This is a genomic window from Acinetobacter gyllenbergii CIP 110306 = MTCC 11365 (assembly GCF_000413855.1).
In the GTDB taxonomy this organism is placed as follows: Bacteria; Pseudomonadota; Gammaproteobacteria; order Pseudomonadales; family Moraxellaceae; genus Acinetobacter; species Acinetobacter gyllenbergii.
The window spans coordinates 1-12,661 of sequence record NZ_ATGG01000029.1; the positions used below are offsets into that span (position 1 = coordinate 1).

Genomic DNA, 12,661 nt, shown 5'->3' on the forward strand with positions numbered 1-12,661 from the left:
TTGCTGTGCAGGAACGGCAAATGGTTGCTGTACAGGAACGACAAATGATTGCTGTGCAGGAACGGCAAATGGTTGCTGTGCAGGAACGGCAAATGATTGCTGTGCAGGAACAGCTAACTGATTAGATAAAGTCTGAGACTTAATAACACTATATAATTGAATCTTAGGTATTCTAGGTGAAAGTGGATTTACGGGTGTACTACTTCTAGCTTCAAAGACTTCTCTCTTATTTTCATCTTCTAAGAAACCATTCTGAAGTAAATCATCAAGTTGCTGTTTGTCATATAAATAAATACATTCAGCTTTAATACTATTTAAATTAGTTTGAATAGCTTCGACTAAATTCCAATTACTGCCATCTATATGCAATAAAACATTAGCCTCAATATTCTTTTCGAATCCTCCAGAGGTTAAATTCGAACTTCCTATACTTAAAACACCCTGTCTAAGGGAAGCATCATAAAAACAAAAAATTTTAGGATGAAAAATTGCTTGTACATTACCTGTATTAACTAAATAAATTTCCTTAGCTGTATCTTGGTCTAGAAGATTCTCTAACGCTTGCTTAGAAGTTATTCCATTATTTATCCCAATGAAAAATATAATTTTTTTATTATTCAAAATTTTATTACAAAGAATATCTGTGCCATTTTTTCGTGCAAAAGCAACACTAACAATTCCTTCTAAATAATTTATTGATACTTGAGCTAGCTCACTAACAAAATCAGCGCCATCAAGACGCTGAAAAAAAATTTTTGGTGAAAGCATGGGAATCCATTAATTTCGTTGTCGTCTATCCTTTAGTTTAATCCAAATATTAACGAGTAAATCAATATCTTGCTGAGATATATCTAATTTTGAAAAGATTTTTGTGCCTTGAAGCTTCATCAACTCAATTATTGTTAAAGTTTTAAAGTTTTGATCTAGATCGTGCAAATCAAAATCTACATCAACAATAGGTATACGAATATTTCGAATTTCAGAAGGTACTAGCTCTAAAACTCCACCACCATAAGAGCGACCTTCAATTTCACAGTAGATAGCGGTTAGGGGATTTAAGAATAGAAAGGCTAATTTTTTTTCATCAACATTAGAAGCTGAAACTCTATAGGCAGTATCAGTTGTGTAAGCATCAAGCTCATTAAAAATAATACGAGGTACTTCATGAGCCCTTTTTAACATACTTAACTTTGTCGAAAACACTGAAGGAACTGTGTACCAAGGAGACCTGATTCTACATTTATAACGAGTATGTAACTCCTTACTTTCACCGAATTTAATATAGTCTTGAACCCTTGATGGTAAGTTTTCAAAGGAGTCCTTTATCCAAACAAAATTATTTGGTAATGAGTCATCTTTATTGCTTTGATGCTGTTTCTGATCATAAAGAATCCCGTCACAATGCTGACTTCTACCAAACATTGGATATACGAAGTCTTCGAGATCATATTCTTTTACTAGATCATCATTAACTAAAAAGAAATCATTGGCACCAGTAACAATACCCACTTCTACTTTTGCTATTTCATTAAATTTCTTAACTTCAGAAAGATTAGAAATCTTATTTAACAACTCAAGCTCTTGTGGATTTAAACAAGCTTTAGTCCATTTGTTTGGCAATTCACTTGTAGGTGTATAAGAGAACTTTGTTCTAAAGCTTTCAAATGGCTCGTCTAAGAATTCTAAATTATCAACCTGAATCAGTTTGATACCTACACATTCATCTTGTTCAGATTCTTTCTTTTGAACAAATAAGATAACTGCACCTTGCAGAGTTCCTTCAAACCAAATTTCCTTAGGATCAATTAATTCAATTGACTGGCATCGAGAAATTAAAAAATTTCTCAATGATTCAGCGTGCATAACATTAATAATTTCCGAAGGAATGACCATTCCTAATCTGCCATTAGGCTTTAATAACTCAACGCAAGACAATACAAATGGAACCCAAGCATTAGTATGCTTAGTAAATTTTTGACCTAAAATTTTAAATAATTGTTCAGTTTTATCTTGGAAATCTTTCTCTAAAAATTGATATCTAATAAAAGGCGGATTCCCAACGATCGCATCATGTTTCTTATTATTTTCAATTATTTGAACTAATGCATAATCTAAAAAATCATGATTCAGAATGTTTACATTTGATAACCCAATCGTTTGACAGACACTTTCTGCTTTTTGAGCTTCTAGAGGATCAAGTTCAAAACCATTAACTACAAAGTTTTCAGGGTCAACTAAGTCTTGTAAGGATTTAAAAAAAGATCCATCTCCACAGCTAGGTTCTAGAATATCTTTAGTATCTTCTGTAATGACCCACTGATTGATATACGCTGATATAGATTCAGGTGTGTAGTAACCTCCACGTAACTTTTGATACGTTTGCTCACTTTTAAATTTCATAAATTATTTAACTCGGGGTACATTTCTATAAAGACATTCTAATTTGAAACTAAATTAGTTTCAAATTATAACTACTTTTTTTCAAGCTCTTTTAGAGCGAAGCGAATGATACCATTATGACTTTGCCCATATCTTTCAGCTAAAGCTGTTAACAAGTCATATTCATGCTTATTCATTGGAATAGTTAATGTTTTATATTTTCTTGGTGCTTTTGGACTCAAATCCAAAACCAAATTAGACTTATCTTCCATCGAAGGACTCTCAATCATAATTAATTTAAGATCTACATCTTATTTAGAACTAAATTAGTTGCAAGTATTAAGAACCTATTTAACATGAAATCTCTTATGCGACACCAAACAAAATAACATTTTAGTTTCCACAACTTAAGAACAGTCGCTATTTTATCCAAGCACATAACTACATTAAATCTTTGCATTTAAAAATGCGCTTGATACAGTGCCAAGAGTTTCTGTGCTCCAAGCAGTAGATTTTCTTCCCAATCCAGATGAGCCGTATCATTGGCGCCATCAGTAATATATTTCACTGAAATCAAACGTACTCCGAGCTTTTGACAGACTTTGGCCAAAGCATAGGCCTCCATATCCACCAAATTACAGCTCACTTTTGGCAAACCTGTTTCAAAAGAATCACCCGTACCACAGATCCCTTTAGGCAAAAGCTCAAAATGGGCTTGGGTATGAATCTCCGCAGGAATTTCATCATCCATCGGTGTCACGCCTACGGCAAAACCTAAGGGAGACACATCCATATCACGCTGCACGAAAGTGATGACCTCAACCAGACTGTGCGCGTCGAAATGTGAACTTCCTGCACTACCTAAATTGATCAGCGTCTTACAGCCTGTCTTTTGAATCACCTCAAAGGCTTTAAATGCTGCATTAATTTTGCCGATGCCACTGTAATGAACGTCAATGCCGGCTTGTTCAAACAAGCCTTTAGATTCATTCGGTAAGGCCATAATCAGAGCAATATCAGCATTCATAAAAAAGACTCGTTCAAATCAAAATAAACAAACATAGCCAGAATTTAACAAAAAATATGGTACTCGGAAACGTCGTCCGCAACTGTTCGAGACAGGGCTCCATTTATAAGGAGTGGGTTCTGCGACTCTTTCAGCTAGTTGATGGTAGTCAACGAGTTTTGCGGATGACAATGGTTTTGCTTACTTTTGCCGAAACAAAAGTAAGTCGAACCGAAGGTTTATCCTGAAATTGGATGAGAACAAATAAGATTCCATCAAGATAATTGTTTTTAAAAAACTAAAGATATAAACCGAACTCAGGTTACAAAAAAAGGTGTGCTAAAGCACACCTTGATATTATTGCATCTTCTGCTGTAAGGCGACCAAACAAGGAGAGAAAAATAATTGACCGCTATAGGCCCCCACCAACGTTTTCTTCATCACCAATACCCATAGGCCAACCAACAACAGACTTAAAACCACAGCCGTATATTGTAAGAAGTCGATATGTAACTGATGCGCCAAGTTGAAGATCGCCAAAATAAACACACCAAATGGGAAAGTCAGTCCCCACCACCCCAAGTTAAATGGAATGCCAGTACGCATATGACGCAGTGTGGTCAAAATCGCAATCCCAAACCACCATAAGCCAAAACCTAATAGTACCAAACTTGCCACAATACCCAAGGCTGGCAGTAATGTCGCTAGGCCTTCAAAACCCATCGCCTGCATGATACGTGGCGCTTGTTCACCCAATAATAATAACGCTAATGCCCCTGTTCCAATCGGCCCTAAACATAACCAGCTAGAAATCGCGACCTCTTTTTCAGGTAACTGGTGCAAAGCCAAACGTAACATCAAAATGGTTAAGATCGCAAAAGCAGGTAAGACAGAAATGCCCCACAACACATAGCCTGTGATCAAGATGGTTAACGCATGCTGATCGGCTGCTAAATGCTGTAATAGCAGCCCCGCAGAGCTAGCCGCAACTTCACAGGCCACGATCGGGAGTAACCATACCGCAGTCATCCGTTGTAATTGATGATCTTGGCAGCTAAACATACAAAATGGCACCACCCATGCAATCACGACAGCAACAACAACATCGATATACCAAAGGTAAGTGGCAATCTGAACGGCAATATCGCCATATAGATGGATACCAAAGCTCAGAAAACCATTGGCAATCGTCGCTAAGCCCATCGGAATCGCACCGAGGAATAAGCTCATGTTGGGGTGAGTAAAAATCTGCTTGGCTTCAGCCGGAAATAAAATCCAGCGTAAAATATAAAGCACACTAAAAGTGCTAAATAACAGAATATTAAACTGCCATAATTTGGTCGCAAGCATAAATAAGACAGATGAAGCGAAAGGCAGCTGTGCTAAAATCATCGCCACCACACCTGTTCCCATGGTTGCAGTAAACCAGTTCGGGGTAAAATGGCGAATTACATCGGTACTCTGCTCTAGCTGATAAAACGGCTTTTTCATCTCTTTCTCAATATCAAGCGACTATGCAGTTATTTTAGGTCAATCCATAAATAAGAAAAATTGATTTATTTTTATTTAATGAATCAATTTAACTGATAATAAAACTTTAAATATTGAAATTTTTCTGTGTAAAAACACAACAACAAGACGAAACGCTGAGAATATGGCAATATATAGCCTTTGCAAAATCACTGTATTTAACGCCCATGAAGTTGCTTCGTCTCAACGCTTTATCGCCAAATTTTCAGTTACCTCCGACTGCGGTAACGATTGGCAATTTTGATGGTGTCCATCTCGGCCATCAAGCGATGATTGCTCAACTCAAAAGCTTGGCTGAAGCCCAAGGCTTAAAAACATTAGTGATGATTTTTGAGCCGCAACCGCTTGAATTTTTTAAAGGTTATGAAGCACCGCCACGAATCAGCTCGCTCAGAGAAAAAGTAGAATATTTAACTGAGCTCGGTGTGGACTACATTGCTGTTGCGAAATTTGACCAATATTTTAGAAGTCTAAATGCCACAGAATTTGCTGAACTACTTAAATTAAAACTCAATGCACAAAGCCTAGTCCTCGGTGATGACTTCCATTTTGGTAAAGACCGTCAAGGTAACAGTGAATTCTTGCGTGACTACGGCTTTGACGTGACCAATTTAAATACCGTGGCTTTAAATGGTGAACGTGTCAGTTCAACCCGTATTCGTCAGGTCCTTCAAGAGGGTGATTTGGCATTAGCAGCAAAATTATTGGGTCGTCCGTATAGCATTACAGGCCGAGTGCAATATGGTGACCAGATTGGTCGCACCCTTGATTTTCCGACCATTAATGTGCGTTTAAACCGCCATAAACCCTGTTTAAACGGCATTTATGCAGTGGATGTGGTGTGTGAAAATACATCATTGAATGCAAAAGTAAAACATCCAGATCCTGCCCTGAACGGGATTGCAGGCTATCAAGCCGACAGTCTGTTTGGTGCAGGTCATGTGGGGACACGCCCAGCCATCAAACAAGACCAGCCAGAATGGCGATTAGAGGTACATTTCCCTGATGTTTCTGCTAATCTGTATGGCTTATTGATGCGGGTCACTTTCCTTCACTATTTACATGGTGAGCTGAATTACCCTTCGCTTGAAGCCCTCAAAGCCGGAATTGATGATGATGTGCAAAAGTTACGAGACTATCGTAACCACACACCAGAATTTCCTTTTTAAATTTAATTAGTAGGATTTGTTAATACTTCACAAATCCTAAAGTAATACATGTCAGTTTACAAACTGATCAAACTGGAAGAAAACTTGCATGAGCGATAAGCAAACTCCTGAAAATGCAGTGGATTATAAAGCCACACTCAATTTGCCAGCGACTGAATTTGCCATGAAGGCAAACTTGGCTGTGCGTGAAGCCAAATGGTTAGAAGAGTGGTATGCCGACAACATTTATCAGCAGATTCGTGAAGCGCGTATTGGCAAGAAAAAATATGTACTGCATGACGGCCCTCCATATGCCAATGGTCAAATCCATTTAGGTCATGCCGTCAATAAAGTCTTAAAAGATATCATTATTAAAAGCCGCGTTTTAGATGGCTTCGATGCACCGTATGTGCCGGGTTGGGACTGTCACGGCCTACCAATCGAACTAAAAGTCGAAGAAAAAGTCGGTAAAGTAGGCGTTAAAGTTGATGCCTCAACTTTCCGTAAAGCTTGCCGTGAATATGCCTACACCCAAGTCGAATTACAGAAGAAAGACTTTGTGCGTATGGGGGTTTTTGGTGATTGGGACAATCCATACCTGACCATGAACTTCAAGCAAGAAGCGGATATCGTGCGTGCATTGGGCGCCATTGCCAAAGCAGGCCATATCGAACCAGGTCTAAAACCAGTGAACTGGTGTATGGACTGTGGTTCATCACTGGCTGAAGCCGAAGTTGAATACGAAGATAAAAAATCAGATGCGATTGATGTTGGCTTTACCGTTGTTGATCTTAAAGAGCTCAGCACACGTTTGAATGTCGAGGTTCAAGATGCCACGGATATCGTGATCTGGACCACTACACCATGGACCTTGCCTGCTAACCAAGCCGTAGCACTGCATGCTGACATCGACTATCAATTGGTTCAAGTCACGACTGACCGTGGTACGCAAAACTTTATTCTTGCCAAAGACTTGGTTGAATCAGCAATCGAACGTTACAAACTGGAAAATCCAGTGGTACTCGCTGATTTCAAAGGTGCTGCAATTGAGAACCTTCTTTTACAACATCCGCTGTTGGCAGATCGTCAAGTCCCTGTGATTTTAGGCGAGCACGTGATTGCAACAAGTGGTACAGGTGCAGTGCATACCGCACCTGGCCATGGTGTGGACGATTATAAAGTCGGTTTGCTATATCAATTAAAAGTTGAAAACCCTGTCGGTGGTAATGGTGTTTATTTACCAACATCGCCAATCTTTGCAGGGGAACACATCTATAAAGCCAATCCTCAAATCATTGAGGCATTGGGTGCAGTTGGTCGTCTGTGGGCACATCAGCCAATCAAACACAGCTACCCACACTGCTGGCGTCATAAAACCCCGATTATCTTCCGTGCGACACCACAATGGTTTATCAGCATGGATGCCAATGGTCTGCGTCAAAATGCCTTGAATGCGATTGAAAATGATATCGAATTTGTACCTGATTGGGGCCAAAGCCGTATTCAGTCGATGATTGAAGGCCGTCCAGACTGGTGTATCTCACGTCAACGGACTTGGGGTGTACCAATCCCATTCTTCGTGCACAAAGATACCAATGCCCTGCACCCGCGTACACCTGAATTGATCGAAGAAGTGGCAAAACTGATCGAGCAAGAAGGCATTGATGGCTGGTATAACCGTGAAGCAAGTGAGTTCATTGGTGCCGATGCAGAACAATATAATGCGGTACGCGATACTCTGGACGTTTGGTTTGACTCTGGAACTACACACTACGCTGTGCTGCGTGAACGTGATGATTTACAAGACCCAGCAGACCTCTATCTTGAAGGTTCAGATCAACACCGTGGCTGGTTCCAATCTTCATTGCTGACTTCAATTGCAATCAATGAACGTGCGCCATATAAAGGCCTACTCACCCACGGTTTTGTGGTTGATGAGAAAGGCCGTAAGATGTCTAAATCATTAGGCAACATCATTACCCCACAAGACATTATCAAAGATATGGGCGCTGATGGCTTACGTTTCTGGATCGCATCTGCTGACTATCGTTACGAAATGACCGCAGGTAAAGAAATCTTTAGCCGCGCATCAGATGGTTATCGTCGTATCCGCAATACCTTACGTTTCTTGTTGGCCAACTTGAATGGTTTCAAACCATCAACAGATGCGCTACCAGTTGACCAGTTGATTGCATTGGATCAATACATCTTGCAACGCGCTGCTGAAGTTCAAAAAACCATTCAGCAAGCCTATGAAGAGATGAACTTCCATATTGTGACCAATGCACTGACCAGCTTCTGTATCAATGACTTAGGTGGCTTCTATCTCGACATCATCAAAGATCGTCAGTACACCACCAAAGCGGATTCACAAGCACGTCATTCTGCACAAACTGCGCTATATCACATCGTACAAGCCTTTGTACGCTGGATGTCACCAATCTTGAGCTTTACCGCACAAGAAGCGTGGCCATTGATTCCTGAACAAACTGGTAAATATGTATTCACGGCTGAATGGTATGACATTCCAACCGCATCAACAGCAAACTTACTGTCTGAAGCAGATTGGCAAACATTGATTAGCGTAAAATCAGCAGTAAATAAACAGATTGAAGCAGCACGTAACGCTAAACTCATCGGCAGTAACTTATCTGCAAAAGTTGAACTTTGGGCAGATGAAGCATTACAGACATTGTTAAACCAATTGGCTGATGAATTACGTTTTGTCTTGATCACCTCTCAAGTCATCGTTCACCCTTATGCTGAACAAGGTGAAAGCACGGATCTTGCAGGATTACGTGTCCAAGTCTCCGCAGCAGATGGTGAAAAATGTGTACGTTGCTGGCATGTACTGCCAGATGTAAATACACATGTTGGCCATTCTGGTTTATGCGCTCGTTGTATTATCAACGTCACTGGCAGTGGCGAAGTGAGAAAATATGCATAATTCTGTGCAAACTAGCCCAGCAAAAAAAGGCTTATTCCAATTTTATCCGCATAACCTGCTTTGGCTTGGACTTTCTGTCCTTGCCATTGTGCTGGACCAATGGACCAAATGGATTGCCAGTTCACATTTAAATTATGCAGATCCTGTTCCTGTACTGCCCTTTTTAAATTGGACGCTGTTGCATAACTATGGTGCAGCATTCAGCTTTTTGTCTGACGCAGGTGGCTGGCAACGCTACTTCTTCACCTCTTTAGCAGGTGTGGTATCGCTTATTTTCATTTTCTGGCTAATGCGTATGCCAAAGAAAATGATCGTGTTACCGATGGCGATTGCGTTGATTCTCGGTGGTGCAATTGGCAATTTAATTGATCGTGTCAGCTTGGGCTATGTGGTCGATTTTATTCATGTTTATTATCAAAACAGCCATTTCCCAGCCTTCAACCTTGCGGATAGCTCAATTACCCTAGGCACGATTTTGCTGCTGATTGATACCTTCTTCCTTGAGAAGAAACGCAACCAAAACGTGGATGCATAAGATGAACGAAATTATTCAACCTAACGAAGAGATTCGTATTCAAGACGGCTCAAAAGTTGAATTACACTTTTCAGTTTCAATTGAAAATGGTGTTGAAATCGATAGTACTCGCGGTCGTGAACAACCTGTCAGCCTCGTGATTGGCGATGGTAATCTACTGCCAGGATTTGAAAAGGCACTCTTTGGTTTACGTGCAGGCGACCGTCGTACCGTACATTTACCACCAGAAGACTCCTTTGGTCCTTGGAATCCTGAAAATATTCAGACCTTCGATACAGTCAAATTTGAGCAACGCCCAATTGTGGGTCATATGATTGAATTTGAAGATAAGGCCAAAGCAACTTTGTTTGGCATCGTAAAATCGGTCAATGATGACATCACAGAGATTGATTTTAATCATCCACTGGCAGGCAAAAATATTACTTTTGAAGTGGAAATCTTCAAAGTTACCCCAGCAGGCCAGCAAGGCATCAAATTGATGTAACAAAAAAGCTCTCAAATGAGAGCTTTTTTTTACGCTGAAGAAAAGTATAAGATCATTTAAAGGCATTCATTTTTAAAATCAAAGCAATAACACAGGAATTTAAATATGCTGATTTATATTATTGTTGGTAGTGTTCGTGAAGGCCGTACCGCGATTAAAGTCGCCAATTGGGTAGAGCAAGCAACAGCAGAACTCGCATTAAAAGATATTCAAACAGAAATCGTCGATCTTAAGGAATGGGACTTACCGCTCTTTGCTGGTTCTCACCCACCTGCGACAGGCATCTATGATCAGCCGAAACAACAACAATGGGCAGATAAAATTGCACAGGCACAGGCCTTTATCTTCATTAGCCCTGAATATAACCATGGCTATAGTCCAGCACTGAAGAATGCCTTGGATTATGTTGGTAAAGAATGGCAAGGTAAACCTGCAGCCTTTATCGGCTATGGTTCAACCAATGGCTCACGCTCAATTAGCCAAATTCGCCAAGTGACCTCAAGCTTAGGTCTAGTTGATCCCAATGCCGTAATTGAAATTCGAGATATCTTTAAACGCAATAAAGACGAGAACTTTGAAGCCAACGAGTTTGAAGTGAAAGGCTTAGCAGCACTGATTGCCAAACTACAGAAGTATAATATCGCTTAGTTGTAAGCCTAAGCGTACGTTGATTAGGTTGATTGACGTCTGTTCCACTGCCAACTTGATCGCTAATATATAAAGCATAGAGAGACAGGAAGTCTCATTGAGAATAAGAACAGACACAGGACGTGGTCGTTAATAGGATATCAACGACATAAACTGAATTCGAAGAAGCCCCGTCAGGATGATGGGGCTTCTTTTTGTCTATTCTTTCTCTAGCAACTGCTGAATTCTCTTTTGATAATTATTTAAAAAATCCTTTGTTACCCGAAAATGCTCTGTTTCTTCATAAGATATCTCTCTAATCCCAGTGTCGGAAAACTGATAAATTTTGGCATTTGGATAAGCCAATAAAATAGGAGAATGGGTGGCAATAATAAATTGAGATTGCTGCTGACATAAACGATCTAAAACCGATAAGGTTGTCATCAACATCGTTGGAGACAACGCTGCTTCAGGTTCATCTAAAAGGTATAAACCTTTCCCTTTTAATTTCATTGTTAATAATTTTAAGAAAGCCTCCCCATGTGAGCGTAAATGTATATCTCCCCCATACTCCACCAAATAGTTCACTTGCTTCATATAGGTTGCAACGTTATAGAAGCTCTCAACACGCAAAAAGTAATAATCCTGAGGCTTCTTATAGCTTTTGATCGTTCGAATCGCCTGATGCAAATCAGAAGCCGTTGTCGCAGTATTCAATTGTACATTACGCGTTCCACCTTCTTCTGAAAAACCCAAAGCAAGCGCCAAGGCTTCAAGAATGGTCGACTTTCCTGAACCATTCTCCCCGACAAAGAAAGTGACTTCTGGATGGAACTCAATGCTTTCTAAATCATTAACAGCAGGAACGACATAAGGATAACTGGCCCAATCCAAGGACTCAGGTGATTTAAACTTCACAGCTCTGATATAAGGTCTTTCTTGCATAAAATATTGGCAAAACGATTTGTTATAGCATGCTAGATTTTATCTTTGAAAAACAGCGCCATTTATTTCTAAACGTCTTGAGCTGTCGCCTTTCTCAAATGATCCCTTTCGTCTTTAAATTAAATCCACTGATTATCAATAAACTCCATGACATCATATAAGCGATTTTCTAAGTGATTTTTTCCTACAGCACAAATAATTTCTTTAACCCCATCAACATACGGTGAATCACCGAAAACCTTTGTCTCTAAAACAATTGAACAGGACTTATCATCTGATATTTGAATACGATGATAGGCATGCCGAGTTAGATTTTGTTCAGGAATCGCAAGTTCAAATTGTTGTCTTTTAACATCACGCACTGATTCGATTGCATTATTCTGTAGACTAAGTGACTTGGCCATCGCTACAGCTGTTCCTGGTACAGAAGTCTTATTTGCTTGATGAGATTCGATGATACTGATTTGATATTGGCTGAAAGTGTGCCCACTTTTTTCAATCATATTCATAAATTTAAGCATTAATATATTGGTATTTGGGCATAAAACAACGGGAATATCCCAATTTTCTTGCTTGTAATCCCTATCTGTTGACAACTCAATAAGACGAGAACCTGTCTTTTTACAATACAAAATCGCTTCATTGAGTTCTCTGCCAGAACCAGCATGTACAACAATAGCGCCTTCAGCTTCATGATTATTTCGGTCTGTCCAAGCAAGGACTTTATACACTTGATTCAGATCTAATCCGTTGAGTAATTCAGTTGCTAATTTACCAGAGCCAATAATATATACGTTTGTCATAAATTAATATTTTTAGAAAGTTCATTTATTTTAATCTATTCTTTTCCTATTTTCTTTTCTGCCCGCAATAAAAAACACCCCCAACCGTTAGGTTGGGGGTGTTTAGATTTAAAAGCTGGCGATGACTTACTCTCACATGGCAAGTGCCACACTACCATCAGCGCTAAGAGGTTTCACTTCTGAGTTCGGGAAGGGATCAGGTGGTTCACTCTTGCTATTGTCGCCAGCAAACTGTTTATGGATACTTGCTTTGGTCT

At 39.7% G+C, this 12,661-nt stretch carries 12 protein-coding genes and 1 rRNA gene; 5 read left to right on the top strand and 8 right to left on the bottom strand.

Going from position 1 to position 12,661, the window contains the following annotated elements; all coding sequences use genetic code 11:
• From F957_RS20980 to F957_RS03505, 5 genes are all read right to left on the bottom strand, one after another.
• The coding region (locus tag F957_RS20980) for a phospholipase D family protein (RefSeq protein WP_016660546.1) at positions 1-768 on the bottom strand (768 nt) is incomplete at its 3' end.
• A gap of 9 nt (positions 769-777) precedes the next feature.
• The gene (locus tag F957_RS03520; RefSeq protein ID WP_016542475.1) at positions 778-2,400 is read right to left on the bottom strand and encodes an N-6 DNA methylase; all 1,623 of its coding nucleotides are present in this window, start codon (positions 2,398-2,400) and stop codon (positions 778-780) included.
• 71 nt (positions 2,401-2,471) lie between these two features.
• Entirely contained in the window at positions 2,472-2,669 is a 198-nt protein-coding gene (locus tag F957_RS03515) for a copy number control protein (RefSeq protein ID WP_228129653.1), read from the bottom strand.
• Positions 2,670-2,839: 170 nt separating this feature from the next.
• Positions 2,840-3,406 (bottom strand): 5'-methylthioadenosine/S-adenosylhomocysteine nucleosidase family protein, encoded by a 567-nt coding sequence (locus tag F957_RS03510; RefSeq protein ID WP_016542473.1) that lies wholly within the window; start codon positions 3,404-3,406, stop codon positions 2,840-2,842.
• A gap of 336 nt (positions 3,407-3,742) precedes the next feature.
• Positions 3,743-4,876, bottom strand: coding sequence for a TDT family transporter (locus F957_RS03505; RefSeq protein ID WP_016542472.1), 1,134 nt, complete (start codon positions 4,874-4,876; stop codon positions 3,743-3,745).
• A 206-nt stretch (positions 4,877-5,082) separates the two neighbouring features.
• Here F957_RS03505 and ribF point away from each other — a divergent pair, with 206 nt between their 5' ends.
• The 5 genes from ribF to F957_RS03480 all read left to right on the top strand — a co-directional run bounded on the left by ribF (position 5,083) and on the right by F957_RS03480 (position 10,677).
• Positions 5,083-6,084, top strand: a complete 1,002-nt coding sequence (gene ribF, locus F957_RS03500; RefSeq protein WP_016542471.1) for a riboflavin biosynthesis protein RibF — start codon at positions 5,083-5,085, stop codon at positions 6,082-6,084.
• An 88-nt stretch (positions 6,085-6,172) separates the two neighbouring features.
• Complete coding sequence (gene ileS / locus F957_RS03495) at positions 6,173-9,010, top strand: isoleucine--tRNA ligase (RefSeq protein WP_016542470.1); 2,838 nt, start codon at positions 6,173-6,175, stop codon at positions 9,008-9,010.
• Between the two features lie 4 nt (positions 9,011-9,014).
• Positions 9,015-9,545, top strand: a complete 531-nt coding sequence (gene lspA, locus F957_RS03490; protein ID WP_162130233.1) for a signal peptidase II — start codon at positions 9,015-9,017, stop codon at positions 9,543-9,545.
• A gap of 1 nt (position 9,546) precedes the next feature.
• Positions 9,547-10,029 carry an FKBP-type peptidyl-prolyl cis-trans isomerase gene (locus F957_RS03485; RefSeq protein WP_016542469.1) on the top strand — a complete coding sequence of 161 codons (483 nt, stop codon included), beginning with the start codon at positions 9,547-9,549 and terminating at the stop codon, positions 10,027-10,029.
• Positions 10,030-10,134: 105 nt separating this feature from the next.
• Positions 10,135-10,677, top strand: coding sequence for an NADPH-dependent FMN reductase (locus F957_RS03480; RefSeq protein WP_016542468.1), 543 nt, complete (start codon positions 10,135-10,137; stop codon positions 10,675-10,677).
• Between the two features lie 198 nt (positions 10,678-10,875).
• Here F957_RS03480 and F957_RS03475 read toward each other — a convergent pair whose 3' ends face one another.
• From F957_RS03475 to rrf, 3 genes are all read right to left on the bottom strand, one after another.
• On the bottom strand, positions 10,876-11,601 hold the full coding sequence (locus F957_RS03475) for an AAA family ATPase (protein WP_016660547.1): 726 nt from the start codon (positions 11,599-11,601) through the stop codon (positions 10,876-10,878).
• Positions 11,602-11,720: 119 nt separating this feature from the next.
• The gene (locus F957_RS03470; RefSeq protein ID WP_016542466.1) at positions 11,721-12,404 is read right to left on the bottom strand and encodes a dihydrodipicolinate reductase C-terminal domain-containing protein; all 684 of its coding nucleotides are present in this window, start codon (positions 12,402-12,404) and stop codon (positions 11,721-11,723) included.
• Positions 12,405-12,517: 113 nt separating this feature from the next.
• Positions 12,518-12,632, bottom strand: a 5S ribosomal RNA gene (gene rrf, locus F957_RS03465).
• Positions 12,633-12,661: the final 29 nt, after the last annotated feature.

Coding starts and splice junctions, on each gene's coding strand:
- F957_RS03505 (WP_016542472.1), bottom strand. CDS start 4,876: ATGAAAAAGCCGTTTTATCAGCTAGAGCAGAGTACCGATGTAATTCGC.
- ribF (WP_016542471.1), top strand. CDS start 5,083: ATGAAGTTGCTTCGTCTCAACGCTTTATCGCCAAATTTTCAGTTACCT.
- ileS (WP_016542470.1), top strand. CDS start 6,173: ATGAGCGATAAGCAAACTCCTGAAAATGCAGTGGATTATAAAGCCACA.
- F957_RS03515 (WP_228129653.1), bottom strand. CDS start 2,669: ATGATTGAGAGTCCTTCGATGGAAGATAAGTCTAATTTGGTTTTGGAT.
- F957_RS03475 (WP_016660547.1), bottom strand. CDS start 11,601: ATGCAAGAAAGACCTTATATCAGAGCTGTGAAGTTTAAATCACCTGAG.
- F957_RS03510 (WP_016542473.1), bottom strand. CDS start 3,406: ATGAATGCTGATATTGCTCTGATTATGGCCTTACCGAATGAATCTAAA.
- F957_RS03520 (WP_016542475.1), bottom strand. CDS start 2,400: ATGAAATTTAAAAGTGAGCAAACGTATCAAAAGTTACGTGGAGGTTAC.
- F957_RS03470 (WP_016542466.1), bottom strand. CDS start 12,404: ATGACAAACGTATATATTATTGGCTCTGGTAAATTAGCAACTGAATTA.
- F957_RS03485 (WP_016542469.1), top strand. CDS start 9,547: ATGAACGAAATTATTCAACCTAACGAAGAGATTCGTATTCAAGACGGC.
- F957_RS03480 (WP_016542468.1), top strand. CDS start 10,135: ATGCTGATTTATATTATTGTTGGTAGTGTTCGTGAAGGCCGTACCGCG.